22 protein-coding genes are annotated in these 24,492 nt (G+C 71.0%); 2 read left to right on the top strand and 20 right to left on the bottom strand.

Features of this window, described 5'->3' with window-relative positions; genetic code table 11:
* Nucleotides 1-10: 10 nt before the first annotated feature.
* The 12 genes from add to AC07TY_RS00160 form a co-directional block, all read right to left on the bottom strand.
* Complete coding sequence (gene add / locus AC07TY_RS00105) at nucleotides 11-1,030, bottom strand: adenosine deaminase (protein ID WP_494783947.1); 1,020 nt, start codon at nucleotides 1,028-1,030, stop codon at nucleotides 11-13.
* A gap of 9 nt (nucleotides 1,031-1,039) precedes the next feature.
* Complete coding sequence (locus AC07TY_RS00110) at nucleotides 1,040-1,903, bottom strand: alpha/beta fold hydrolase (RefSeq protein ID WP_494783948.1); 864 nt, start codon at nucleotides 1,901-1,903, stop codon at nucleotides 1,040-1,042.
* On the bottom strand, nucleotides 1,810-2,799 hold the full coding sequence (locus AC07TY_RS00115) for an ABC transporter substrate-binding protein (protein WP_494783949.1): 990 nt from the start codon (nucleotides 2,797-2,799) through the stop codon (nucleotides 1,810-1,812). Before AC07TY_RS00115 ends, AC07TY_RS00110 begins: the two co-directional genes overlap by 94 nt.
* A gap of 28 nt (nucleotides 2,800-2,827) precedes the next feature.
* Nucleotides 2,828-3,622 (bottom strand): ABC transporter ATP-binding protein, encoded by a 795-nt coding sequence (locus AC07TY_RS00120; protein ID WP_123505101.1) that lies wholly within the window; start codon nucleotides 3,620-3,622, stop codon nucleotides 2,828-2,830.
* A complete protein-coding gene (locus AC07TY_RS00125; protein ID WP_494783950.1) occupies nucleotides 3,619-4,722 on the bottom strand; it encodes a FecCD family ABC transporter permease in 1,104 nt (367 codons plus the stop codon). Before AC07TY_RS00125 ends, AC07TY_RS00120 begins: the two co-directional genes overlap by 4 nt.
* On the bottom strand, nucleotides 4,719-5,783 hold the full coding sequence (locus AC07TY_RS00130) for a FecCD family ABC transporter permease (protein WP_494783951.1): 1,065 nt from the start codon (nucleotides 5,781-5,783) through the stop codon (nucleotides 4,719-4,721). The genes AC07TY_RS00125 and AC07TY_RS00130 overlap by 4 nt, the downstream gene beginning before the upstream one ends.
* 139 nt (nucleotides 5,784-5,922) lie before the next feature.
* Entirely contained in the window at nucleotides 5,923-7,725 is a 1,803-nt protein-coding gene (locus AC07TY_RS00135) for a hypothetical protein (protein WP_494783952.1), read from the bottom strand.
* Nucleotides 7,726-7,846: 121 nt separating this feature from the next.
* Entirely contained in the window at nucleotides 7,847-8,872 is a 1,026-nt protein-coding gene (locus tag AC07TY_RS00140) for an aldo/keto reductase (RefSeq protein WP_494783953.1), read from the bottom strand.
* A gap of 3 nt (nucleotides 8,873-8,875) precedes the next feature.
* The gene (locus AC07TY_RS00145) at nucleotides 8,876-10,642 is read right to left on the bottom strand and encodes a glycoside hydrolase family 35 protein (RefSeq protein ID WP_494783954.1); all 1,767 of its coding nucleotides are present in this window, start codon (nucleotides 10,640-10,642) and stop codon (nucleotides 8,876-8,878) included.
* Between the two features lie 95 nt (nucleotides 10,643-10,737).
* Nucleotides 10,738-12,081, bottom strand: coding sequence for an ABC transporter substrate-binding protein (locus AC07TY_RS00150; protein ID WP_123505096.1), 1,344 nt, complete (start codon nucleotides 12,079-12,081; stop codon nucleotides 10,738-10,740).
* Between the two features lie 67 nt (nucleotides 12,082-12,148).
* On the bottom strand, nucleotides 12,149-13,090 hold the full coding sequence (locus tag AC07TY_RS00155) for a carbohydrate ABC transporter permease (RefSeq protein WP_488626654.1): 942 nt from the start codon (nucleotides 13,088-13,090) through the stop codon (nucleotides 12,149-12,151).
* Nucleotides 13,087-13,995, bottom strand: a complete 909-nt coding sequence (locus tag AC07TY_RS00160; protein ID WP_494783955.1) for a carbohydrate ABC transporter permease — start codon at nucleotides 13,993-13,995, stop codon at nucleotides 13,087-13,089. The genes AC07TY_RS00155 and AC07TY_RS00160 overlap by 4 nt, the downstream gene beginning before the upstream one ends.
* 96 nt (nucleotides 13,996-14,091) lie before the next feature.
* Between AC07TY_RS00160 and AC07TY_RS00165 the strand changes: the two genes are divergently transcribed.
* Nucleotides 14,092-15,111, top strand: a complete 1,020-nt coding sequence (locus AC07TY_RS00165; RefSeq protein WP_494783956.1) for a LacI family DNA-binding transcriptional regulator — start codon at nucleotides 14,092-14,094, stop codon at nucleotides 15,109-15,111.
* Nucleotides 15,112-15,210: 99 nt separating this feature from the next.
* Nucleotides 15,211-16,101, top strand: coding sequence for an aldo/keto reductase (locus tag AC07TY_RS00170; RefSeq protein WP_494783957.1), 891 nt, complete (start codon nucleotides 15,211-15,213; stop codon nucleotides 16,099-16,101).
* Nucleotides 16,102-16,107: 6 nt separating this feature from the next.
* Here AC07TY_RS00170 and AC07TY_RS00175 read toward each other — a convergent pair whose 3' ends face one another.
* The 8 genes from AC07TY_RS00175 to AC07TY_RS00210 all read right to left on the bottom strand — a co-directional run bounded on the left by AC07TY_RS00175 (nucleotide 16,108) and on the right by AC07TY_RS00210 (nucleotide 24,490).
* Nucleotides 16,108-16,791: a GNAT family N-acetyltransferase gene (locus tag AC07TY_RS00175; protein ID WP_494783958.1), complete on the bottom strand. Its 684-nt coding sequence runs from the start codon at nucleotides 16,789-16,791 to the stop codon at nucleotides 16,108-16,110.
* A gap of 120 nt (nucleotides 16,792-16,911) precedes the next feature.
* Entirely contained in the window at nucleotides 16,912-17,574 is a 663-nt protein-coding gene (locus AC07TY_RS00180; protein WP_494783959.1) for a hypothetical protein, read from the bottom strand.
* A 236-nt stretch (nucleotides 17,575-17,810) separates the two neighbouring features.
* Nucleotides 17,811-19,358 carry a GMC family oxidoreductase gene (locus AC07TY_RS00185; protein ID WP_494783960.1) on the bottom strand — a complete coding sequence of 516 codons (1,548 nt, stop codon included), beginning with the start codon at nucleotides 19,356-19,358 and terminating at the stop codon, nucleotides 17,811-17,813.
* Nucleotides 19,358-20,008: a thiamine pyrophosphate-dependent enzyme gene (locus AC07TY_RS00190; protein WP_488626645.1), complete on the bottom strand. Its 651-nt coding sequence runs from the start codon at nucleotides 20,006-20,008 to the stop codon at nucleotides 19,358-19,360. Before AC07TY_RS00190 ends, AC07TY_RS00185 begins: the two co-directional genes overlap by 1 nt.
* A complete protein-coding gene (locus AC07TY_RS00195) occupies nucleotides 20,005-20,505 on the bottom strand; it encodes a thiamine pyrophosphate-binding protein (protein WP_123505089.1) in 501 nt (166 codons plus the stop codon). The genes AC07TY_RS00190 and AC07TY_RS00195 overlap by 4 nt, the downstream gene beginning before the upstream one ends.
* A 33-nt stretch (nucleotides 20,506-20,538) precedes the next feature.
* Nucleotides 20,539-21,915 (bottom strand): NtaA/DmoA family FMN-dependent monooxygenase, encoded by a 1,377-nt coding sequence (locus AC07TY_RS00200; protein WP_494783961.1) that lies wholly within the window; start codon nucleotides 21,913-21,915, stop codon nucleotides 20,539-20,541.
* Nucleotides 21,915-23,429, bottom strand: a complete 1,515-nt coding sequence (locus tag AC07TY_RS00205; RefSeq protein ID WP_494783962.1) for an aldehyde dehydrogenase family protein — start codon at nucleotides 23,427-23,429, stop codon at nucleotides 21,915-21,917. The genes AC07TY_RS00200 and AC07TY_RS00205 overlap by 1 nt, the downstream gene beginning before the upstream one ends.
* Entirely contained in the window at nucleotides 23,426-24,490 is a 1,065-nt protein-coding gene (locus tag AC07TY_RS00210; protein WP_494783963.1) for an adenosine deaminase family protein, read from the bottom strand. Before AC07TY_RS00210 ends, AC07TY_RS00205 begins: the two co-directional genes overlap by 4 nt.
* Between the last annotated feature and the right edge of the window lie 2 nt (nucleotides 24,491-24,492).

A 24,492-nucleotide genomic window follows, 5' to 3' on the forward strand; every position in this document is an offset into this window, starting at 1 on the left:
GTCGGCGGCCCTACTGCGCCGCCACGAACTCCCGCACCTCGGCGACGTAGGCCGCGACGCGCTCGGCGGGCAGCCAGCTCGCCTCGAACGAGTTGATCGCCAGCTGGGCGAGAGTGTCGCGGCCGAGCGAGCACTGCTCGGCGAGGCGCACGTAGTTGTCGGCGACGTAGCCGCCGAAGTACGCGGGGTCGTCGGAGTTCAGCGTCACCCTCGCGCCTCGCGCCAGCAGGTCGACCATCTCGGCTCCCTTCATCGAGGCGGTGACGAACGAGTTCGAGACGGGGCAGCAGGTCAGGCCGATGCCGGAGCCCACCAGGGCCTCGACGAGCGCCGGGTCTTCGACGATGTTGGTGCCGTGGTCGATCCGGTCGACGCGCAGCTCTTCCAGCACCCAGCGGATGCTGTCGATCGAGCCGACCTGGTCGATGTCGCAGTGCATCGTGAGCCGAAGCCCCTCGGCGCGCGCTCGGCGGAAGACGGCCTCGAACCTCGTCGGCGGGTTGTCGCGCTCGTCGGAGTCGAGACCGACGCCGACGATCCAGTCGCGGTAGGGGAGCGCCTCCTCGAGCGTGGCCATGGCGGAGTCGGCCGGCAGGTCGCGGAGGAAGCACAGCACGAGCGCGGCGTCGATCCCGAGCTCCGCCTCGGCGCGGACGACGGCCCGCCGCAGGCCCTGGATCACGGTGTCGAAGGCCACGCCGCGGCTGGTGTGCGCCTGCGGATCGAAGAACATCTCGACGTGCCGCACCCCGTTGGCCCGGGCGCGCTCGAGGTAGGCCCAGGCGAGGTCGTGGAAGTCGTCGGCCGTCACCAGGACCGCCATCGCGGGGTAGTAGACGGCGAGGAACGACGTGAGGTCGTCGAACACGTACGTCGCCCGCATCTCGTCGACGGTCTTCTCGGCCAGCTCGATGCCGTTTCGCTCGGCCAGGGCGAACCGCAGCTCGGGCTCGAGACTCCCTTCGAGGTGCACGTGGAGCTCGGCCTTGGGCAGGCCGTACGCGAAGGCGGCCAGGTCGTCGGAGGTCATGCGCTCAGGCTAGCGACTGCCCGCCACGAGCTCGGCCACCAGCGCCGCGCACGCCTCCGGCGCCTCCGCCACCTGCAGGTGCCCGGTCCCGGCCACGACGGCGAGCCGGGCGCCGGCGATGGCGGCGTGGATGCTCAGCGTGTGGGCGCGCTCGATCGAGTCGCGCTCCCCGCAGGCCACGAGCACGGGGCAGGTGATGCGCACCAGGTCGTCGGGGGTGAGGCTCGGCTCGGAGTACCAGAGGGCGACGGCCTTGTCGACGACCACGGCGAGGTGCCCGACGCCGTCGGGCGAGACGGCGGCGTAGTCGGGAGCGACGGCCTCGACGAGGGCCTCGGCGAGCTCCGCGCGGGAGAGGGTGCTCGGCGCCATGCCCGACGGGTCGAGGTTGCCCGAGAAGGCCGCGACCGACGACACGAGCTCGGGCCGCCGGGTGGCCAGCATCAGGCCGAGCGACGCGCCGTCGCTGTGTCCGACGACGTGCACGGGCCCGCCGATCGGCCCCTCGATCATGGCCACGGCCTCGGCGAGCATCTGCTCGAACCCCAGGGGGCCGTCGGTGTCGGGCGTCCGGCCGTGCGCGCGCCGGTCGTAGGCCCAGAGGTCGTGGTCGACGGCCAGTCTGCGCGCCAGCGGTTCAAAGACCCGCGAGTCGGAGAGCCCGCCGTGCAGCAGCAGGACCTTCGGCGACCCGGCCGGAGCCTCGCTCAGCCGGCGGAACCAGACCGGGAGGCCGCCGACGTCGTGCGTGCTGCCGCGCAGGCTCAGCGGATCGGGGCTCAGCTCGTCACGACCTTCGACTTGGCGAGGTAGCCGGCGAGCTCGGTCATGTAGCCCGCCTGGCCGACGTAGTCGAGGCCGGCCGAGAGCCACGGGTAGACCTGGTCGGAGGTGATGGCCGCCGTCTTCGCCAGCGTCGGCTGCGCGGCGAGCTCCTTCTTCTGGTACCCCGACTGGTTGAGCAGGATCACGTCGCCGCCCGCCTTGCCCGCGTTCTCCCACGAGTAGATGCCCCAGTAGTAGCCCTTGGGCGTCGGCTTCACGAAGTCGACGCCGAGGTCGGCGTAGAGATCGAGTGCGGGGTCCTCCGCCGCCTTGACGACGTAGTAGCCGTCGGCGTCGGCGTAGACCGTCGCGACCTTTACCTTCGACTCCTCCGCCGCGGCCTGGAGCTTCGCGCTCGCAGTGTCGAACGCCTTCTTGGCGGTCGCGATCGTTCCGGACTCGGCGCCGAGCGCCGACGACAGCTTCACGATGCTCGAGATGACGTCGGCGCCGTCGCCGCCCATGACGATCGTCACGATGGGCGCGATCGCCTCGACCTGCTTCATCTGCGCGAGGTCAGAGAAGCCGAAGTCGGGCTGAGCCTTGTCGATCGTGCCCTTCGCATCGACCGGGTAGACGTCGGCGACGATGAGGTCGGGCTGGAGCGCCGCGAGCTTCTCGAGGTCGAACGAGCCGTACTCGGTGCCGACCTGCGTGATGCCCTTCGTGTCGAGCTTCTCGTAGCGGGCGTCCTTCGTGATGTCGAACGAGCCGAACGTGCCGACCGGCGTGATGCCGTAGTTCATCAGCGAGACCACCGTCTCGCCCTGGCCGACGATCTTCGTCGGCCGGTGGTCGAGCGTGACGGTCTTGCCGAGGTCGTCGGTGAACGACCACGTCGCGGTCGTGGCCGTGCCGGTGCTGTCTCCCGACGTGGCGGAGCAGCCCGACAGGGCGAGGGCGGCCGCGGCGACGACGGCCAGGGCGGTGGCGATTCTCTTCATTCAGGATTCCTTCGGTGGTGGCAGGGGGTCAGTCGTCTTCGGGGACGACCAGGGGCGTCCCGGTGACGGGGTCGGGGATGACGCGGGCGCGCAGGCCGAACGCGAGCTCGAGCGTGGCCGGCGTGATGACCTCGGCGGGCGGGCCGTCGGCCACGACGCCGCCTCCGTGCAGGACGACGAGGCGGTCGGAGTAGCGCGCCGCCAGCGACAGGTCGTGCAGCACCATGACCACAGTGGAGCCGCTCTCGCGGTTGATGCGGCGGACCAGGCGGAGCACGTCGAGCTGGTGGGTCAGGTCGAGGAAGGTCGTCGGCTCGTCGAGCAGGAGGGTCGCGGCCTCCTGGGCCACGACGAGGGCGATCCAGACGCGCTGGCGCTGTCCTCCCGACAAGGCCGCGACATCGCGGTCGGCGACGTCGGTCAGGCCGGTCGCCTCGAGTGCGCGGTCGACGACGGCCGCGTCGTCGGGCGACCAGGGGCGCGCCCAGGTCTGGTGCGGGTTGCGGCCGCGGAGCACGAGGTCGCGCACGCTCATGCCCGGGGGAGCGCTCGGGCTCTGCGGCAGGAGAGCCAGGCGGCGCGCGACCTCCTTGGTGGCGAGGCGCGCGATCGGCTCGCCCTCGAGCAGCACCTCGCCCGCGGAGGGCTTCAGGATGCGCCCGAGCGCCTTCAGCAGCGTCGACTTGCCGCTGCCGTTCGCGCCGACCAGGGTCGTGACCGAACCCGGCTCGATGCGGAGGTCGAGGCCGGCGAAGACGGTGCGCCCGTCGTAGGCCAGGCGGAGGCCGCGGGCCTCGAGGGCGGGAAGCGTGGTCGTCGTCACGACACGAGCTCCTTTCGGTGGCGGACCAGCAGCCAGATCAGGTACGGAGCACCGACGACCGTGGTGACGAGGCCGACGGGCACCTCGCCCGGGAAGACTGTCCGCCCCGCCAGGTCGGCGGCCAGGACGAGCGCGGTGCCTACCAGGCCGGAGAGGACGATCGGGGGGCGGGAGGTTCCTGCGACCCGGAGAGCGACCTGGGGCACGACGAACGCGACGAAGCCCACGGGGCCGGCAGCCGCCACGGCCGCGGCCGTCAGCACGACGGCGAGGGCGATCACCGTCAGGCGGTGGCGCTGGATCGACAGGCCGACGCCCACCGCCGTCTCGTCGCCGAGCTGCGACAGCCCCAGCGCCGTGCTCGTCGCGATCGACAGCGGCACGGCCACCGAGGCGACCGCCAGCAGGGGCCAGAGGCTCGGCCACGACGCGCCGCTCAGCGAGCCGACGAGCCACACCGTTGCCCGCTGGGCCTCTGAGATCTGGGCGCGGACGAGCAGGTAGCTGGTGATCGCGGTCAGGACGGAGCCGACGCCGATGCCGACCAGGATGAGGCGGTAGCTCTCGACGCCGCCGCGCCAGCCGAGTCCGTAGACCAGTGCCGCCGCGATGAGGGCGCCGAGGGTCGCTGCGACCGGGATGCCGCCGCCCAGCAGGAGGGTGCTCACCGAGTAGGTTCCGCCGCCCAGCACGATCGCCGCGACGGCGCCCGCCGAAGCGCCCGAGGTGACGCCGATCACGTCGGGCGTCGCCAGCGGGTTGCGCGTGAACGTCTGCGTGAGGGCTCCGGCGATCCCGAGCACGAGGCCGACCAGGGCGCCGGTGAGGGCGCGGGGCAGACGCAGCTGCAGCACGATCAGGCGCTGGAGGTCGGTGCCGCCGCCGGTGAGCGCGCGGACAACGTCGACCGGAGTCAGCGCGACGCTGCCGACGCCGATGCTGACGACGAGCAGCACCAGGGCCGCGGCGAGAGCCACGACCGTCACGGCGATCAGGCGAGGCCGCCAGGCGAGGCCGATCGGGCCGACGACGACGCCTGCTCGCGGGTTCCTGTCCGGCCCGCGCACAGCAACGGGCGACGTCGACACGCGCCCGCTCACAGCGCCACCAGCGACCGGCGCCGCGCCACCGCGACGAAGAACGGCCCGCCGAGCACCGCAAGCACGATGCCGACCTGCACCTCGCCCGAACCGCCGATCAGCCGCCCGACCACGTCGGCCCCGAGCACGAGCGCGATGCCGATGAGCATTGACGCGGGGATCAGGTACCGGTGGCTCCCGCCGACGATCGCCCGCGCGAGGTGCGGCACGACGAGTCCGACGAAGCCCACCGGCCCGGCGGCGGCGGTGGCCGCCGCCGTCAGGAGCGTGATCGACGCGAGGCCGGTGATCCGGGCGACGAGCACGTTCTGGCCGAGGCTGCGGGCCATGTCCGAGCCGAACCCCAGGTTGTCGAGGGCGCGCGAGTTCAGGAACGCCAGCACCAGGCCGGCCAGCGCGAACGGCACCACTGACGAGATCACGCCGGCATCGCGCCCCGACAGCGATCCGACGACCCACAGGCGGTACGCGTTCAGGGCGTCCTTGTCGGTGAGAACGATGAACGAGGTGAAGGCGTCGAGCAGCGCCGAGACCGCGGCTCCGGCCAGTGCCAGCGGGACGGGGCTGGCCGTGCCGCTGCCGGCGGCCGTGATCGAGAACACGGCGACGCTCGCGACGAGGGCTCCGGCCAGGGCGAACCAGACGTCGAGCCCGGTGTCGGCGACCCCGAACACGAAGACGCCGATGACGACCGCGAGACCTGCGCCGGCCGAGACGCCGAACAGCCCGGGGTCGGCGAGCGGGTTGCGCGTCTGCCCCTGCATGACCGCGCCGGCCACGCCGAGGCAGGCGCCCACGACGATGCCGAGAATCGTCCGGGGGATCCGCACGCCCTGGACGATCGTCGTCGCCTCGTCGTCGCCGGGGTGGAGAAGGGCCTCGAACACGCGCAGGAACTGCACGTGGTTGCTCCCGAACGCCACACTCGCCGCCGCCGTGACTGCGACGGCCACGACCAGGCCGAGCAGAATGCCCACGCGCCTGCCCCCGGGGCCGCGCCGCCGGTCCGCGACTGCGGCGCCGTGCGCGGGCGTGGGGGCAGGCGCGGCGGTCTGGGTCACGAGAGGTTAGCTTAGGCTATCCTCACCTACCGCGCGTCGACGTTGCTCGGCGTCGAGTGTCGCTCAACGAAGAGACTCCAGCACCTGTCGATCGCGGCTGCGCCGGACCACCAGGTGCTGGAGTCTCTAGTGATCGGTTCTACTTCGAGCGGACGCCGAACGGGTCGCTCAGGATCGAGGCGTCGTCGTAGCCCGTGTTCGAGGCGCGGACGCCGACGGTCAGGCGCTTGCCCACGTCGCCCGAGGTCGACTTGTACGTCTTCTTCGTGGCGCCGATGATCGGCGTGCCGTTGCGGTACCAGCGGTACGTCAGCTTCGCCGTCGACGGGGTGAGCGAGTACGCCTTGGCCGTGAGGGTCGAGCCGGCCTTCGACTTGCCCGAGATCTCCGGGTAGAAGTCGATGGTGCCGTTCAGCGGCTTGGCGGTCTCGGCGCTGGTCTGCGTCGCCGGGGTGAACCCGGGGCCGGAGCCCGTGACTCGCACGCTGATCGCGTGGCCGTAGTCGCCGACCGTCACGCGGTGGCGGGCCTTGGTAGCGCCCTTCACGGCCTTGCCGTCGCTCAGCCACTGGTACGAGAGCTTCGCGGTGGCAGTCCAGTCGCCGCCGAGGGCGGTGAGCACCTTGCCGACCGTCGGGGTGCCCGTGATCGTCGGCACGGAGGACTCGACGACGGTCGCGGGATCGCTCGTGGTCGCCTTCGGGTCGTAGATCCAGGTGTCCGTGCCGTCCCATCCGTCCGCGGCGTAGAAGAGCTTCGAGTCGAACTCCTGGAAGACGGCGGAGTCGTAGTCGGTGGTCCCGATCGGGCCGGCGCTCGCCGTGGTCGTCCCGTCGAAGGTGTAGAGCGTCGGCGTCTTGTCGCGCTTCTGGCCGGTGAAGGCCAGGTCGCCGTCGAACGTGCCGACATCGGGCAGGTTGTACGCGCCGGCGAACGAGACGCCGGTCTTCACGAGAGTCGGCGTGGCGGTGCCGTCGAAGCGGTAGATGCCCTCGACCCCCTTGGCCGAGACGCCGCCGTAGTAGAACGCGCCGTCCCACTCGACTCCGGAGTAGCCGAAGGGTGCGGTGCTGATGCGCGTGAGGCTGCTGCCGTCGAGGCGGTAGATGGCCGAGTTCACCGTCGACGAGGTGATCGAGACCGCCATGAAGTACTGCGTGTCGCCGATCGCGATGGGCGCATAGAGCACTTTCTTGCTCTCGAACGGCGTCGTGAAGGTGGTGCCGTCGTACTGGGAGACCGTGGCGGTCGGCAGGTTGAACTCGAAGAAGGAGTCTTCCTCGTCGTCGGCGTAGGTGTACTGGAGCAGCGTCAGCTTCGAGCCCGCGGCTGCGAGACCGACCTCTCCGTCGAACTTCTTCAGCGCGCTGAACGTCGTGCCGTCGTAGCTCCAGAGGGTGGCGCTCGCGTTGTAGTTCTTCGAGTAGGTCGTCACCGTGAAGTAGACGGCGTCGCCGACCTTGACGACCTGCGAGTCGATCTCGTGCGGCGAGCCCGCAACCGGCTTCCAGCCGACGTTCGTCCAGTGCTCGAGGTCGGAGGCGTCGGCGTTGTAGCCCTCGCCCGCTCCGTACAGCTCGTCTCCGAGAACGGCCTGGCCGACGACCGCGTCGCGGTTCGCGTTCTGGTCGACCTCGGCCGCGGGACGCACCCCGGCGGGAGCGGGTGTGACGGCCGACGGCGCGACGGTGCGCGACTGCGAAGCCGACGAGGTGATGCCGGAGTCGCTGAGGGCGCGCGCGACGGCTGAGCGGCTGCCCAGGGTTCCGAGGCCCTTCTCGTGCAGAGCCTCGACGATGCGGCTCGACACAGCGGAGCTCGTGGTGCTCGTGGACGGCGTGGCGGCGGTCGCCGGACCGACGCCGGCGAGCGCGAGCCCGACGGTGCCGGCGAGAGCGGCGGTGATCGTGAGCGCGCGACGGCGCAGACGTGGTGCTGACATGTGGTGTGTTCCCCCGTGCTGTGGTGATGCGAACGATGTGATCACGGCTCGCTTTTTGAGAATCATAGGGGAGCGGGGTGTCGCATCTCGCCAGGCGTCCGACCCCAGTCCGGGGCGGCGGTCAGCGCTTGGAGCCGGTGCCGTCGACGGCGAGCGGCTCGATGGCGGCGAGCTCGTCGTCGGTGAGGTCGGCGCCGTGCAGCGCGTCGAGGCTGTCGTCGAGCTGGGCGACGCTGGAGGCGCCGATCAGCGCCGAGGTCACGGCCTGCTGGCGCAGCACCCAGAGCAGCGACAGCTGGGCGAGCGACTGCCCTCGGGCCTCGGCGATGGCGTTGAGGCCGCGGGCGCGGGTCAGGTAGTCGTCGTCGAAGGCGTCGGAGGTGAACCAGCGCCCCTCGGCGGCGCGCGATCCGGCCGGCGCGATGCCGTCGAGGTAGCGGCCGGTCAGGAGTCCGCCGGCGAGCGGCGAGAAGACGATCGAGCCGATGCCGTTGGCGAGGAGGGTGTCGAAGAGCCCGCCCTCGGGCCTGCGGTCGAACATGTTGTAGCGGGGCTGGTGGATGAGCAGCGGCACGCCCTCGGCTGCGAGCGCATCGACGGCCGCCTGCGTCTGGGCGGGGTCGTAGTTCGAGATCCCGACGTAGAGCGCCTTGCCCTGGCGGACGGCCGTGGCGAGCGCGCCCATGGTCTCCTCGATCGGCGTCGTCGGGTCGGGTCGGTGCGAGTAGAAGATGTCGACGTAGTCGAGGCCGAGGCGGCCGAGCGACTGGTCGAGCGACGACAGCAGGTACTTGCGCGATCCGCCGTCGCCGTAGGGGCCGGGCCACATGTCGTAGCCGGCCTTCGTCGAGATCAGGATCTCGTCGCGGTAGGGGCGCAGATTCGCGTGGAAGACGCGGCCGAACTGCTCCTCGGCCGAGCCGTAGGGCGGGCCGTAGTTGTTGGCGAGGTCGAAGTGCGTGACGCCGCGGTCGAACGCCCGCAGCAGGATGTCGCGCTGCGTCTCGAGCGGACGGTCGGAGCCGAAGTTGTTCCAGAGCCCGAGCGAGATCCGGGGCAGGCGCAGGCCGCTTCGGCCGATCCGGTCGTAGGGCAGCTTGGCGTAGCGCTCGTCGTCGGCGACGTACGGCGTGAGGGGCGATCGCACTGGTCAGGCTCCTTGTACTGAGAGGGTGTCGCGGACGACGGGGCCGAGGTCGGCCCGCGGCGCGAACGAGGGCAGGAACTCCGGCCCGGCCAGATCGAGGATCACGAGCTCGTTGGCGCCCGCCCGCGTCGCCGGCCCCGGCACGTACAGCGTGTGCTGCGGGCCGACGCTCCAGTATCGACCGAGCGCGAAGCCGTTGACGAACGCCGCGCCCTTGCCGAGGCCCGACGTGTCGAGCTGGAGGTCGGCCGCTTCGTCGAGGTCGAACTCGAACCGGTGCACGCCGGCGGCGGCGGGGTCGGCATCCGCTGTCACGGGAAGGTCGCCCAGGTGCGCGACGTCGAGGGCGAGCGCCTCCCACTCGGCGTCGTGGCCGTCTAGCTCGACCGGCCCGATCAGGCCCTTGGGCTCGCCGATCCGCCGCTCGTAGTTGACGCGGCCCTGGTCTTCCACGACGACGGTGAGGACGCGACCGGCCGGGAGTTCCTGCGCCCGATCGCCGCTGGCCCGGTCGAGGACGCCGACGAGGACGCCGTCGACGAACAGGGTGGCGCGGTCGCGCACCTCGCCGACCCGCAGCGTCGTGGCGTTGCCAGGGAGGGCGGTGCGAAGCGCCATCAGGCCGCGGAAGTGACCGATCTCGTCGAAGGTGGCCGGCGTCGTGCCGGTGCCGCGCCAGGAGCCGAGGTGCTCGAGCGCCTCGAGGAGGCCGATGGCGCCGATCGAGCGGACGGCCGGGGTCCGCAGGTCGGACTCGCCGCGGTCGAGGCGTCCGGAGGGCACGTCGGTGTACTTCGCCAGGACCTCGCGGAAGGCGAAGTACTTCGGCGTCGGGTTGCCGGCCTCGTCGAGCGGGGCGTCGTAGTCGTAGCTGGTGACGGTCGGCTCGTAGACGCCCTTGTCGTTCGCGCCGTTCGTGAAGCCGAAGTTCGTGCCGCCGTGGAACATGTAGAGGTTGACCGAGGCCCCGGTCGCGAGGAGCGCATCGAGGTCGCGCGCCTGCGCTTCGGCCGACGTGACATGGTGCTCGCCGCCCCAGAAGTCGAACCAGCCGTTCCAGTACTCCGACGACATGAGGGGGCCGGTCGGCTGATGGGCGCGGAGGGTCGCGAGGCGCTCGGGGCTGCGCGATCCGAACGAGCCGGTCTTCAGGAGGTCGGGGAGGCTGCCGTTCTCGAGCATCTCGGGCTCTGGCTGGTCGACGGTGGTCAGGGGCACGGTGATCCCGGCGTCGCGGGTGATGTCGACGAGAGCGCGGAGATACTGCCTGTCGGAGCCGTAGGCCCCGTACTCGTTCTCGATCTGCACCAGGATCACGGCGCCGCCGGCGTCGATCTGCCGGGGCGCGACGATGTCGTAGACGCGACGGAGGTAGCTCTCGACCGCGGCCATGAAGCGCGGCTCGAACCGGCGGATGCCGACCTCGGGGTCGGTGAAGAGCCAGGCGGGGAGTCCGCCGTTGTCGTACTCGGCGCAGATGTAGGGGCCGGGTCGGACGATCGCGTGCATCCCGGCGGCCTGGACGAGGTCGAGGAAGCGCGCGAGGTCGAGGGCGCCGTCGGCCGTCCAGGCGCCAGGGACGGGCTCGTGGTCGTTCCAGGGCACGTACGTCTCGATGGTGTTGAGGCCGAGCAGGCGGGCCTTCTCGATGCGGTCGGCCCAGTGGTCGGGGTGGACGCGGAAGTAGTGGAGGGCGCCGGAGAGGATCCGGTGCGGTGCGCCGTCGAGCAGGAAGTCGGTCGCGCCGAGCGCGAAGCGGCTGCTGGTCATGGTGGGTCTCGTTCCTGGTGTGATCGACAGAACGGGCGCGGCCCTGCGAGGGCGCCGCGCCCGTTCTGCTGAGGAGTGCTGGTGGTGCTGTGCTGCTACTTGGCGGAGACCGTGAAGCCCTGCTCGTTGCCGTACTTCACGAGCGCCGACTGCCAGGCCTTGAGACCCGTGTTGATGTCGGAGAAGTTCGCGTACGACTGCCCGACGGTGTCGGCGTAGATGCTGTTCGCGTACACCTGGAAGGGCAGGTACTGCCATCCGGAGGCGACCGAGTCGGAGGCGCCCTTCAGCACCTCGTTGATCGGCTGCTTCGAGAAGTAGTCCGGCTTGGTGGCGAGGAAGTCGCTCGACGTGAGCGTGGCGGTCGTCGAGGGGAAGCCGCCCGAGGCCAGGAACGTGTTGACGCTGCCGTCCGACGAGTTCAGCCACTTGACGAAGCCGGCCGCGAGAGCCTGGTTCTTCGACTGCTTCATGACGACCTGTGCGCCACCGCCGTTCTCGGCCGTGACGGCGGTCTTGCCGTCGTAGGTCGGGATCGGAGCCACGGCCCAGTCGCCCGAGCCGCCCTTGGCGCCCGACTCGATGACGCCGGGGAACCAGGCGCCCGAGATCTGCGTGGCGATCTCACCGCCGGCGAGCTGCTTGTACCAGTCGTCGGTGAAGCCGGGGGTCTGAGCGAGGAGCTTGTTCTCGACGAGCTCGTTCCAGGTGTCGGCCCACTTCTTGGTGCCCTCGTCCTGGAGGTTGACGGTCACCTTGGTGCCGTCGACCTTGAACGGACGGCCGCCGGCCTGCCAGATCATGCTCGTCGTGAAGCCGGCGTCGCCGGTGTCGGAGTTGATGTAGGCGCTCGGGTCGGCCTTGTGCAGCTTCTTCGCGGCGGCGATGTACTCGTCCCACGTCTTCGGCACGGCGATGCTGTACTTGTCGAACAGCGTCTTGTTGTAGAACATCGCCATGGGGCCGGAGTCCTGCGGGAGGCCGTAGAGCTTGCCGTCGAGGTCGACGGAGCCCCAGGTGCCGGACGTGTACTTGCTCTTCAGGTCGTCGAAGCCGTACTGCGACAGGTCGGTGAGCGAGTCGGCCAGGGCGAACTGCGGAAGCGCGAAGTACTCGACCTGGGCGACGTCGGGCGCGCCCGAGCCGGCCTTCACGGCGTTCTGCAGCTTCGTGTACTCGTCGTTGCCGGTGCCGGCGTTGACGAGCTTGACCTTGACCTTCGGGTAGGCCTTCTCGAACGCGGCGACCTGCGCGGCGCCGGACGGCGTCCACGACCAGTAGGTCAGCGTTCCGCCGGCCTTCAGAGCGGCGTCGACCTGGTCGGCGTTTCCGCCGCCTCCGCCGGTGCCGCCCGTGCTGCTGGAGCAGCCGGCGAGGGCTGCGGTGACTGCGACCGTCGTCAGCGCTGCGCCGACGATCGTCCTCAAGCGCTTGTGCATGAGGGTCCTTTCACTTCGTTGTGTGTGTGGTGTTCAGGAGGGTGGTGCGGGAGGAGAGGAAAAGGGGCTACATCTTGACGCCGCCGGCGCCGAGGCCGGACTGCCAGTAGCGCTGCAGGAGCAGGAAGACCACGACGATCGGCACGATGGTGATGAGCGAGCCGGTGACGACGAGGTTGTAGATCGGGTCGGCGGCCACGCCGTTCGCCTGCTGCGACCACTGGTTGAGGCCGACGGTCAGCGGGTACCACTTCGGGTCGCTCAGCATGATGAGCGGCAGGAAGTAGTTGTTCCAGGTGGCGACCACCGAGAACAGCAGGACGGTCACGATGCCCGGGGTGAGCAGTCGGATCGCGATCGTGAAGAAGATGCGGATCTCGCCGGCCCCGTCGATGCGCGCGGCCTCGAGGAGCTCCTCGGGGATGGCGTCGACCGCGTACGTCCAGACCAGGTAGAGGCCGAACGGGCTGATCAGCGACGGCAGGATGATCGCCCACGGGGTGTTGGTGAGGCCCAGGTGCGAGAACAGCAGGAACGTCGGCACGGCCAGTGCGGTCCCGGGGATCGCGATGGACCCGAGCACGACGGCGAAGACGGCGCGGCGCCCGGTGAAGCGGAACTTCGCGAGCCCGTAGCCCGCCAGCGTGGCGAGCAGGGTGGCGCCGCCGGCGCCGACCACGACGTACAGCAGCGTGTTCCGGAACCAGGTCAGGAAGATGCCGCCGTTGTAGGTGAAGACGTCGTGGATGTTCTGGAACAGGTGGAACCCGTCGCCGAACCAGAGGCCGAAGGACGCCAGCAGGGAGTCCTGCGACTTCGTCGAGTTGACGAGCAGGTAGAACAGCGGGACCAGCGAGTAGACCAGGAAGATCACCATGACGGCGGTCAGCCCGAGCGACTTCTTGTCGCGGTAGCCGCTGGGCCCGGGGCGGCGGGCGGCCTTGCGGAGGCTGCGCGATCCTGCGCGCCTCTCTTCGGGGATGACCTCGGGTGTGGTGAGCGCGCTCATCGGTTCTCCTGCCTCGTGCCGCGGACCTGGACGACGTACGCGATCACGGCGGTGATGACGCCCATGACGATCGCGACTGTCGCGGAGTAGTTGAACTGCTGGCCGGCGAACGAGAGGTTGTAGGCGTACATGTTCGGGGTGAAGAAGGTGCCGATGACGTTCGGCGCCAGGGTCTTGAGCAGGTTCGGCTCGTTGAAGAGCTGGAAGCTGCCGATGATCGAGAAGATCGTGGCGATGACGATCGCGCCGCGGAGGGCCGGGAGCTTGATCGAGATGATCGTGCGGAGGCTGCCGGCGCCGTCGAGCGATGCGGCCTCGTAGAGCTCGGTGGGGACGACGCGGAGGGCCGCGAAGAAGATGATCATGTTGTAGCCCAGGAACTCCCAGGTCACGATGTTGCCGATCGACGTCAGGATCCAGGTCGAGGTGAACGGCTTGAGCAGGTCGCTGCCGAGCAGGTCGTTGAACGAGCCGGTCAGGCCGAACTGCGGGCCGTAGATGAAGCCCCAGATCAGGGCCGCCACGACGCCGGGGACGGCGTAGGGCAGGAAGATCGCGATGCGGAAGAAGCCCGCGGCGTGCAGCCTGGCGCTGTCGAGGGCGAGGGCCGCCACCAGCGCGAGGATCAGCATGACCGGCACCTGGATGACCAGGAAGATCAGCACCCGCAGGAAGCTGGACCAGAACTTGCTGTCCTGCAGCAGCTGGATGTAGTTGGCGAACCCCACGAAGTGGTTGCCGCCGATCAGCTGGTCGCGGAACAGGCTGAGGTACAGCGCGTAGCCGATCGGGACGATCAGCATGGCGACCAGGACCACCATGAACGGCGCCACGAACAGCCAGCCGGTCTGCTTCCCGCGGCGCGTGCGCCCGGAGCGCGTGGCCTGGATTGCTCTCGAACTCATCGAAACTTCCTTGTCTCACTCGCAGATGTTTACGTCAACATCTCGGAGGGGACCGTATCATGTCAACGTCGCCATCGCCACATCGAAAGGGAAGTCGTGATCACTGAGCCCAGCGCGCGCAAGGCTTCCGCCGCCGACGTCGCGCGCGCCGCCGGCGTGTCGATGCAGACCGTCTCGCGCGTGGCGCGGGGTCTCGACAACGTGCAGCCCGCGACGGCGACCCGCGTCCGCGAGGCGATGGCCGAGCTCGGCTACAGCCCCAATCGCGCCGCCCGCGCGCTCCGCTCCGGCCGGTTCCACACGATCGGCGTGATCATGTTCACGCTGTCCTCGTACGGCAACGCGAAGTTTCTCGAGGCGATCGCCGAGGCGGCCTCCGACGCCGGCTACACGATCACCCTCCTGCCCGTCTCGCACCGCACCCAGGGCGACGTCACCGGCGCGTTCGCGCGGCTCTCCGAGCAGGCCGTCGACGGGATCGTCATCGTCATCGAGGCCGACCTGCTCTCGGAGAGCAACGTCGAGCTGCCGGCCGACCTCCCCGTCGTCATCATCGACTCCAGCCGCCAGAGCGAGCGGCCGTTCATCGACACCGACCAGGCGCTCGGCGCCCGGCTCGCGACCGAGCACCTGCTCGACCTCGGCCACGAGACGGTGTGGCACGTCGCCGGGCCGAGCGGCTACTACGCGGCCCGGCGCCGCGAGGCCGCCTGGCGCGAGACGCTCGAGGCGCACGGGCGGGTCGTGCCCGAGCCGTTCCGCGGCGACTGGAGCACGGAGTCCGGGTACGCGGCGGGGCGCGAGATCGCGCGCCGAGCCGACATCACCGCCGTGTTCGCCGGCAACGACGGCATGGCGCTCGGAGTCCTGAGGGCGGCGCACGAGGCCGGGCGGGCAGTTCCTGCGTCCCTGAGCGTGGTCGGGTTCGACGACATGACCGAGGCCGAGTCGTTCTGGCCGCCGCTCACGACCATCCGGCAGAGCTTCGACAGCGTCGGCCGCAGTGCAATCGCCCTGCTGCTCGGCGAGATCGCCCACGCCGCTCGGCCCGAGGACGTCATCGTGCCGACCGAGCTGGTCGTGCGGGGGAGCACGGCGGTGGCGCCGGGGCGGTGACTGGGGCGCAGCCCTGTCGAGTCGGGCCTGCCGGGTACCGGCCACCGGGGTACTGACCCGCCCTCTCAGCCGCACCGCTCCCGGGCATAGCGTCGAGGCATGACAGAGATCCTCACCCTCAACAACGGCGTCACGATGCCCGCACTCGGCCTCGGCGTCTTCCAGAGCGCGCCCGCCGAGACCGTCGACGCGGTCGACGCCGCGCTCCGCGCCGGCTACCGCCACATCGACACCGCCGCCGCCTACCGCAACGAGCGCCAGGTCGGCGAGGGCATTCGCCGGTCGGGCGTGCCCCGCGACGAGGTGTTCATCGAGACGAAGGTCTGGATCAGCCAGTACGGCTACGACGAGACCCTGCACGCCTTCGACATCGCCACGGCGAAGATGGGCGTCGAGCAGATCGACCTGTACATCCTCCACCAGCCGGCGCCGTGGCTGTTCGACAAGACCCTCGAGGCGTACCGTGCGCTCGAGACCCTGCTGGCCGACGGCAGGGTCCGGTCCATCGGCGTCAGCAACTTCACCGGCGAGCACCTCGATCGGCTGATGCAGGATCGCACGGTCGTCCCGGCGGTCAACCAGATCGAGCTGCACCCCTACTTCGCGCAGCACGAGAACGAGGCCGCCGATGCCGCGCTCGGCATCGTCACCCAGGCCTGGTCGCCGATCGGCGGCATCACGTTCTACCCGGGCTTCAACGAGGCCGGCAACAAGAACCCGCTGAGCGACCCGGTGCTCACCGGCATCGGCGAGGCGCACGGCAAGTCGGCCGCCCAGGTCATGCTGCGCTGGCACCTCCAGCAGGGCCGCAGCGCCATCCCGAAGTCGGTGAACCCCGGCCGGATCGCCGAGAACTTCGCGGTGTTCGACTTCGAGCTGACGGCCGCCGAGCTCGCCGCGATCGACGCGCTCGACCTCGGCGTGCGCAGCGGGCCCGACCCCGACGCGGTGCGGCCCGACTCGGCGATCTTCGCGATCGACGACGAGTAGGAGCCCCTAGCGCGGCGGCGTCACGTCGACGACCTTCGAGGTGCGCCGCACGACGAAGCCCATCGCCTCGTACAGGCCCTGCGCGGGGTTGCCGGCTGCCACGTGCAGGAACGCGCGATCCCCGTCAGCCCGGACGCCCCGCGCGACCTCGGTGATGAGCCGCCGGGCCAGCCCCCGGCCGCGTGCCTCTGGGTCGGTGCACACGGCGCTGATCTCGACCCACCCGGGCATGCTGAGGCGCCGCCCGGCCATCGCGACGAGCCGGCCGCCGTCGACGACCCCGACGTAGCCTCCGAACGCGATCGTGCGCGGCAGGAACGGGCCCGGCCGGGTCAGCGCCGTGAGCCGCAGCATCTCGGGCACATCGGCGTCGGCGAGGTCGACGATGTCGTCGCCGCGCGTGCCCGACGTGTCGACGTCGTCGTCCGTGAGCTGCACCAGGCCGAGCTCGAGGTGCGTGCTCCACCCGTCGGCCACGACGAACTCGGTCGGCACGAACATCGCGACGGCGTCGTCGGTCGCGATCTCGGCCAGCGACGCCCAGTCGGCGGGGGTCGGCGAGAGCGGCATCGAGCCGAACGGCGCGACGTCGCCGGGGTAGCGCTCGGCCGTGCCCGAGGTGATCGCCATCGGGGCGTGGCGGCCGGTGAGGGCTGAGCGGATGGGGTCGTCGAGAGGGTGCTGCTGCATGGTCCGACAACCGTATCGCGGGGCGGGCGGCGGCCGGGGCGAGGGGCACAGGTGGTACCCGTCAGGACGTTCCTGCGCCCCGGTCGTGACGCGCCGCCGGATATCCCGCCGCCGCGGGCGTCAGGCGCCGAGCTGCGCCTGGAACGACCGCAGCAGGCTCTTGAGCACGTCGAGGCGGTAGGCGCCGGCTCCGAGCGGTCGCCCGAGATCGGCCCGCGGAACCAGCACGATCGGCCGCTTCGCCCCCAGCACCCGCACCCCGTAGTCGATCCGCTGCCCGTACACCGGCGCGCGGTCATTGGTCGCGAGCTCGAAGCCCGTGATCGTCTCCCACGGCAGGTCGAGCACCGGCTTCGCCTCCGACGGCGTCCACGCGTGCAGCCCGGCGGCGTCGACGGTCCAGATCGTCGGGCGGGGCGCGGGGAGATCCTCGCTCAGGAACTGGCCCTTCGCCACCACCGGAACGAACAGCACGGGCGCCCCGCTCGTACCATCAGCGCCCCCTCGGATCCTCGCGATCATGACGCGGTCAGATCTCTGGCGCCACCAGGAGGCGATGGCGAGGGCGATGCCGCCGACGACCATGCCCGGGGGGCCGATGACGAACGCGAAGCCGCCGCAGCCGGTCGTCGCCTCGGCGAGGAAGCGCGGGTGCGACCACTCCAGCACGGTGAGCCCGACGCCGGCGACGACGAGCACGATGACGGCGATCGCGACTCCGCGTGCACGCGGCACGACCCCGGCGCGCAGCCGCTCGACCCAGGCTTCCCCCGCGTACTGCATGATCAGTGCCCCCTCGCAGCCAGCTTAGAGCGCGGAGCCGGACTCCCGGCCCGCCGCGGCACCACGATCGGGACAAGGCACCATAAAATCCCGTGGTGCCGAGTCCCGATCGTGGTGCGGTGCTCAGCCGCGGTGGTGCCGAGTCCCGATCGTGGTGCGGTGCTCAGCCGCGGTGGTGCCGAGTCCTGATCGTGGTGCGGCGCTCGCGGCAGGCAGGCAGGCAGGCAGCGACGGCGTCAGACCGCGGCGGCGATGAGCGCGGCGGCCCGCTCGGCGATGGCGATGACCGGCGCCTGCGTGTTGCTCGTCGGGATCACCGGGATCACGCTGGCGTCCGCCACCCACAGCCCGTCGAGCCCGCGCACCCGCAGCGAGGCCGGGTCGACGACGGCGAGCTCGTCGGTGCCCATCCGCGCGGTGCCGCACGAGTGGAAGAACGTGTCGACGCCGTGCCGGATGAAGTCCACGACGGCCGACCGGTCTCCCGGGGCGAAATCGACGAGCGGCCGCGCGCCGAGGGAGCGGAACGGCGCCGTGCCCAGCAGCTCCAGCACGCCGCCGACCGCTTCGACGAGGCGATCGAGGTCGGCCCCCTCGCGCAGGAAGTTCGGCTGCACCTCGGGTGCTTCGAACGGCGACGCCGACCGCACCCGCACGTGCCCGCGGCTGACCGAGCGCATGAGGCCCGGCGACACGGCGAACACGTCACCGTCGAGGTCCTGGTGGATCCCCGCCGCTGGCCGCGACTCCTGCACGATGAACGCGTGCAGGTCGGGCCCTGCCGAGGCGTGCGACGAGCGCCAGTTCATCATGCTGCCGCCGCCGTTGTCGCGCATCGGACCGAGGGGCACGCTCGAGGCGACATTCATCCCCGAGACGAGCGGGTGGTCCTGGTAGTTCTCGCCGACTCCGGGCAGGTCGTGCAGCACGTCGATCGACAGCGAGCGCAGGAACTCGGGCCCCCCGACCCCCGATCGCTGCAGCAGCGCGGGCGTGTCGATGGCGCCGAGCGCCAGCACCACGCCGGAGGTCGCGAACGTGGTGGTCGCCTCGCCCGCCGACGTGTGCACCACGCCGACGCAGCGCCCGCCCTCGAGCACGAGGCGCAACGCCGTCGTGTCGGTGAGCACTATGAGGTTCGGCCGGTGGCGCGCGGGGTCGAGGTAGCCGCGCACGGTGCTCCACCGGCTCATCGTGCCGTCGGCCTCGGTCGTGGCGTTGAGGTTCGCGAGCGTCGCGCCCTCGTTCGAGGCGCCGTTGGGGTCGGCGACGACCGGCACGCCCATCTCGGGCGCTCCGGCGAGCATGGCCTCGGCGATCGGGTGCGGGTCTCTCGACGTCTCGATCCTCATCGGGCCCCCGGCTCCGCGGAAGGCGTCGGCGCCGCCCTCCCAGTCCTCGCTCGCGCGGAACGCGGGGAGCATGGTCGCCCAGCTCCACCCCGTGGCGCCCGACGCCTCCCACGCGTCGTAGTCGTCGGGGTGGCCGCGGTACCAGAGCATCGCGTTGATGCTCGACGAGCCGCCGAGCACGCGCCCGCGTGGGATCGCGATGCTGCGGCCGGCGACGTCGGGGGTCGGCTCGTACTCGTAGCCCCAGTCGTACTCGGAGCCGAGCAGCGACACCCACCGGGAGGCGTCGCGGATCTCCGGCACGCCGGCGTCGGTCGGCCCGGCCTCGATCAGCAGCACGGTCGCCGCCGGGTCGGCGGAGAGCCTGTTCGCCAGCACGCAGCCCGCGGCGCCGCCGCCGACGATCACGAAGTCGTAGCCGACCGCCGCCATCAGTTGTGCTCGCTCGGGCCCATGATGACGATGCCCTCGGTCTCCTCGACGTGGCGGACGAAGATGTACTTGTCTTCCCGGCCGTCGGAGTGCTTGCGCTTGATACCGGGCTCGAGGATGCCGTCGGTCTTGGCGACCAGCAGGTACGGCTCCGTCGCGGCGAGGCCGGCGGCGCAGTGGGCGTCGAACTCGTCCAGGGTGTCGACGGTGAAGGCGTTGGCGATGCCGCAGCCGCGGGCGATCGCCGCGAGGTCGACGCGGCCCGAAGCGGTGTGCGTCTTGGGCCCGCCGATGGACTGGTACTGCTCGTTGTCCCAGACGACGATGAAGAGGTTCGCCGGCTGCTCGTTGGCGACGGTGGCCATGATGCCGAGATTGAACAGCAGGCCGCCGTCGGTGTCGAGCGACACGATGCGGCGGTGCGGCAGCCCGACGGCCAGGCCGAGGGCCTCGCCGGTGACGCAGCCGAGCTGCTGCTGGAACAGGCTGGCGGCACGCATGTGCGGGGCGGCGTTGTACCACTCGTCGACGGCGCCCCCGAGCGAGAGGATCACGAGGGCGTCGTCGAGGCGCCGGCCCAGGGCCTCCATGGCCGCGTAGCGGCTCATGGTGCCGTGCTCGGGCTTCACGAACGGTGTGGCTTCGGTCATCGGACGATCTCCCCGCTCAGCGCGACTGCGGAATGGTAGTAGGCGGTGTGCGACCAGGTCGACGCGTCGACGATGGCCTGCTCGATCTCGTCGGCGTGGCGGATCACCTGGTAGGGCGTGCGGAGCGCGTCGAGGATCGGCTCCATCGTGATGCCGTGAGGGATGGCCCACCAGTTGTTCTCGCCGAGGTCGCCCCGGTAGCTCATGAGCATGACGACGGGGATGCCGGCGCCGAGGCCCATCCGGGCCAGGTGCTCGACGGCGGCGCGCAGGCCCGAGTTCTCCATGATGAGCACGGCGCGCTTGCCCGACAGGAAGACCCCGCCGGCGATCGCCGCGCCCTCGCCCTCGTTGGTCACCTGGATCGTGCGGATGTCGGGATCGGCGTCGAGCGCCGGGTACAGCTCCTTGAAGAGCGAGTCGGGCAGGTAGCAGACCACGCTGATCCCGGCTCGTTTGAGCCCGCGGATCACCGCGTCGACGGCTTCGGCTTGCATAGGGTGCCTTTCTGGCAGGGGGCGAAGGGGCGGTCAGAAGGTGCGGAAGCGCGCGCCCGGGTGGGCGGACGGGAGGTGCGGTGTTCCTGCGCCCGTGACCCTCTCGCGGAGGGTGGGCTTCGAGGCCGAGCGGGCCGCCGGCAGCAGGCCGCGATCGCGCAGGATCGGCTGCACGAGATCGATGAAGGCCTCGAACGCCTCGGGCCCGCCGAACGTCGGCTCGAGCATGATGCCGTCGATGCCGGTGCCCTCGACGATGGCCTGGAGCTCGTCGGCCACCTCGGCGGGGTCGCCGGTGATCTGGAAGCCGCGGTTGGCGCGCAGGCGGAAGTCGCCGAGCACGTCGCCGACGGTTGGGACGGGCTGGCCGGGCCGCACGAAGCGGTCGACGAGGGTCTGGCCCTGGTCGGAGGCGATCGCCGTCAGCGGCTCGGACGGGTCGAACGCCGAGAGGTCGACGCCGGTGAAACCCGCGAAGATCACGGCTGCGTCTTCGACCGCGTAGAGGCCCTCGAGCTCTGTGCGCAGGGCGACGGCCTCGTCGTGCGTCGGCGCGACGGTGATCGTGACGCCGGTGACGACCTTCACGTCGTCGGGGGAGCGGCCGTGGGCGACGGCCTGGGCTCGGATGTCGTCGACGTGCTCCCGCGCCTTCGGGATGGACTGCCCCTGGATCAGGACGGCCTCGGCGTTGCGGGCGGCGAAGGCGCGGCCGCGGGCGGAAGTGCCGGCCTGGAACAGCACCGGGGAGCGCTGCGGCCCCGGCGGGATCGCGAACACGCCGCTGGATGCGAAGTGCGTGCCGCGGTGCGCGATCGGGTGGAGCTTGGCCGGGTCGACGAACAGGTTGCGCGACGGGTCGCGGACGAGCGCGTCGTCTTCCCAGACGCCTTCCCACAGCTCGAGGCAGACATCGACGAACTCGTCGGCGACGTCGTACCGGGAGTCGTGCGTCCCGCTGTCGGCGACGCCGAACAGGTCGTCGGTGGTGGCCTGCGAGCTGCCGGTGACGACGTTCCAGCCGATGCGGCCGGCGGTGTAGTGATCGAGCGTCGCGAACCGGCGCGCGGTGGCGTATGGCCGCTCGACGGTGGTCGGCGAGGTCAGCACGAAGCCGAGCCGGTCGGTCTCGCGGGCGAGCGCCGAGATCAGGAGCATCGGGTCGAAGCCCGGAAACTGGATGCCGTGCGCGGCGACCAGGTCGGGCATGGCGCCGTCGATCGTCGCGTAGCCGTAGGTATCGGCGAAGAACAGGAAGTCGACGTCGGCGGCGTCGAGCATCCGCGCGACCTCGACCCAGTACTCGACGCTGTCGTAGCGGTCGCCCTTGCCGAGCGGGTGCGTCCACGTCGGCATGCCGTTGTTCGGGTTCATCATCTCGAAGACCCCGAGGCTGATCTGCTTCGGCATCAGTAGACCGTGACGACGGTCTTGGTCTCGAGGTAGTTCTCGAGGCCGTTGGCGCCGTTCTCGTAGCCCCAGCCGGACTCCTTGTGGCCGCCCTTCGGCAGCTCGGGGCCGAAGTACGAGTGGCAGTTGATCCACACGGTGCCCGAGTCGATGCCCCTCGAGATCCGGTGCGCGTTCGACAGCCCCTCGGTCCAGACGCTCGCGGCAAGGCCGTACGAGCTGTCGTTCGCCCAGGCGAGCACCTCCTCAGGTTCGTCGAACGGGGTCACCGTGACGACCGGTCCGAAGACCTCCTCGCGCATGATCCGCATGCTCTGCGTCACGCCCGTGAGCACCGTCGGCCGGTAGAACGTGCCGAGGTCGCCCTCCTGCTCGCCGCCCGAGACGACGTCGACGCCGTCGCCCGCGGCCTCGCGCACGAACTGCTCGACGCGGTCGGACTGCGCCCGGCTGACCAGCGGACCGAGGTCGGTGCCCTCGGCGAGTCCGTGCCCGAGCGTGAGGGTGCGGCTGTGCGCGGCGAGGCGGTCGACGAGCTCCGCGTACACGTCGCGGTGCGCGTAGACGCGGCTGCCGGCGACGCAGACCTGGCCGCCGTTGTCGAAGATGCCCGCGGCGACCCCTGGCACGGTGCGGTCGAGGTCGGCGTCGCCCATGACGATGACCGGGCTCTTGCCGCCGAGCTCGAGGGTGAGCCGCTTCAGGTTGCCGCTGGCCGCGGTGACGAGGCGCTTTCCGACGGCGGTCGAGCCGGTGAAGGCGACCTTGTCGACGTCGGGGTGGTCGGCCAGGGCCTGGCCCGCCTCCGGACCGTAGCCGGTGACGACGTTGACGACGCCGTCGGGCACGCCCGCCTCGACCAGCAGCTCGCCGAGGCGGATCGCCGTCAGCGACGTGTTCTCGGCCGGCTTCAGCACGACGGTGCAGCCCGCGGCCAGCGCCGGGGCGACCTTCATCGCGGCCATCAGCAGCGGCGAGTTCCACGGCACGATCGCGGCGACCACTCCGACCGGCTCGCGGGTCGTGTAGGCGAACACCTGCCTGTCGGGGCCCTGCCGGCGCAGCGACGACGGGATCGTGGTGCCCAGGATCTTGGTCGGGTAGCCCGCGTAGTAGCGGAACTGCGCGATCGCCGCAGGGATCTCGCCGAACCGCGCGGTGCCCCAGGCCTTGCCCTGGTCGAGGGACTCGAGCTGCGCCAGCTGGTCGAGGTTCGCCTCGAGCAGGTCAGCGACGCGCCAGAGCAGCGCGCCGCGGTCGGCGGGCGTCATGCCCTTCCACGCGGGCGACGTGAGGGCCGTGCGCGCGGCGGAGACCGCGGCGTCGACGTCGGCCGAGTCGGCGCGGGCGCAGTCGGCGAGGTGCTCGCCGGTCGCGGGATCGTGGCTGGCGAAGGTGGCGCCCGATGCGGCGGCGACCCAGGTGCCGCCGATGAGCAGCCGCTGGGGCGACGCCGCCAGGAAGGCGTCGATGCGGGAGTCGCGCCGCGTCTGCGGGCCGAGGGAGAGGGTCATGAGCCGGTTCCTGTCGAAGACGGGGTGGATTCGAGGGCGCCGTGGAGCGCTCGCAGCTGGCGGCGGAAGTCGGCGCGGAGGGCGCGCTTGCGCTCCTCGGGCAGCCAGGTGGCCTCGATCGAGTCGAGCACGATGCCGTCGATCACGTCGGGCCCGAAGCCCATGCCGAGGCCGACGTGCTCGAACTCCTCGCGCAGGGTCGTGCGGAAGAACACCTGGTCGTCGGTGGCGAGCGTCACCCGGAGGCCGGCGCGGATCATCGCGGCGATGGGGTGCTCGGCGTCGAGCGCCCACCCCGACAGGAACTGCGTCGACCGCGGCGTGCAGGTGAACGGGATCCTGCGCTCGCGGGCCTCGGCGACGCGGGCCCCGTCGTCGGCGACGTGGTAGCCGTGGTCGACGCGGTCGAGCCCCAGGGCGTCCCACGACTCGACGACCGAGGCGGCGTTCGACGACGGGAGCTCTCCGACGTGAGCGGTGAGGCGGACCCCGAGTTCCTGCGCCCGCCGGAACGGCTCGGCCCAGTCGAGCGGCGACTCCTGCCCGTCGGCGCGGAGGTCGTCCTGGCCGAGGCCCAGCACCTCGGGCCGGGGGTTGGCCGCCATCGACTCGACGAGGGCCATCGCGACGTCGATCCCCATCGAGCGGTTGATCGCAGGAACGAGCCCGAAGCCGACCCCGAACTCGTCTTCGGCGCGGCGCAGCCCGTCGATCAGCCCGTCGACGACGTCGGTGTAGCCGAGGCCGAGATGGCTGAAGTTGTCGGGGTTCACGAAGTACTCGCGATAGCAGAGATTGCCGTCGGCGACCGCGTCGGCCACGCCCTCGTAGGCGAGCGTCGCGAAGTCCTCCCGGGTGCGGAACACCTCGTGCGCGGCGTTGAACACCGCCAGGAAGTCGACAATGTTGTCGTAGTCGAACAGCGCCTCGGCGGTGTCGGCCGGCAGCGCGACGCCCCGCTCGGCGGCCCAGCCGAGCAGCCGCTCGGGCCGGATCGTCGAGACGATGTGGCAGTGCAGCTCGATCTTGGGCACGAGGCGGAGGTAGTCGCGGTACTCCATCG

It is taken from the genome of Frondihabitans sp. GW821-FHT04F02, from assembly GCF_059420045.1.

Coding starts and splice junctions, on each gene's coding strand:
- AC07TY_RS00160 (WP_494783955.1), bottom strand. CDS start 13,995: ATGAGTTCGAGAGCAATCCAGGCCACGCGCTCCGGGCGCACGCGCCGC.
- AC07TY_RS00210 (WP_494783963.1), bottom strand. CDS start 24,490: ATGGAGTACCGCGACTACCTCCGCCTCGTGCCCAAGATCGAGCTGCAC.
- AC07TY_RS00135 (WP_494783952.1), bottom strand. CDS start 7,725: ATGTCAGCACCACGTCTGCGCCGTCGCGCGCTCACGATCACCGCCGCT.
- AC07TY_RS00185 (WP_494783960.1), bottom strand. CDS start 19,358: ATGGCGGCGGTCGGCTACGACTTCGTGATCGTCGGCGGCGGCGCCGCG.
- AC07TY_RS00170 (WP_494783957.1), top strand. CDS start 15,211: ATGACAGAGATCCTCACCCTCAACAACGGCGTCACGATGCCCGCACTC.
- AC07TY_RS00200 (WP_494783961.1), bottom strand. CDS start 21,915: ATGCCGAAGCAGATCAGCCTCGGGGTCTTCGAGATGATGAACCCGAAC.
- add (WP_494783947.1), bottom strand. CDS start 1,030: ATGACCTCCGACGACCTGGCCGCCTTCGCGTACGGCCTGCCCAAGGCC.
- AC07TY_RS00155 (WP_488626654.1), bottom strand. CDS start 13,090: ATGAGCGCGCTCACCACACCCGAGGTCATCCCCGAAGAGAGGCGCGCA.
- AC07TY_RS00195 (WP_123505089.1), bottom strand. CDS start 20,505: ATGCAAGCCGAAGCCGTCGACGCGGTGATCCGCGGGCTCAAACGAGCC.
- AC07TY_RS00145 (WP_494783954.1), bottom strand. CDS start 10,642: ATGACCAGCAGCCGCTTCGCGCTCGGCGCGACCGACTTCCTGCTCGAC.
- AC07TY_RS00205 (WP_494783962.1), bottom strand. CDS start 23,429: ATGACCCTCTCCCTCGGCCCGCAGACGCGGCGCGACTCCCGCATCGAC.
- AC07TY_RS00180 (WP_494783959.1), bottom strand. CDS start 17,574: ATGCAGTACGCGGGGGAAGCCTGGGTCGAGCGGCTGCGCGCCGGGGTC.
- AC07TY_RS00190 (WP_488626645.1), bottom strand. CDS start 20,008: ATGACCGAAGCCACACCGTTCGTGAAGCCCGAGCACGGCACCATGAGC.
- AC07TY_RS00115 (WP_494783949.1), bottom strand. CDS start 2,799: ATGAAGAGAATCGCCACCGCCCTGGCCGTCGTCGCCGCGGCCGCCCTC.
- AC07TY_RS00175 (WP_494783958.1), bottom strand. CDS start 16,791: ATGCAGCAGCACCCTCTCGACGACCCCATCCGCTCAGCCCTCACCGGC.
- AC07TY_RS00150 (WP_123505096.1), bottom strand. CDS start 12,081: ATGCACAAGCGCTTGAGGACGATCGTCGGCGCAGCGCTGACGACGGTC.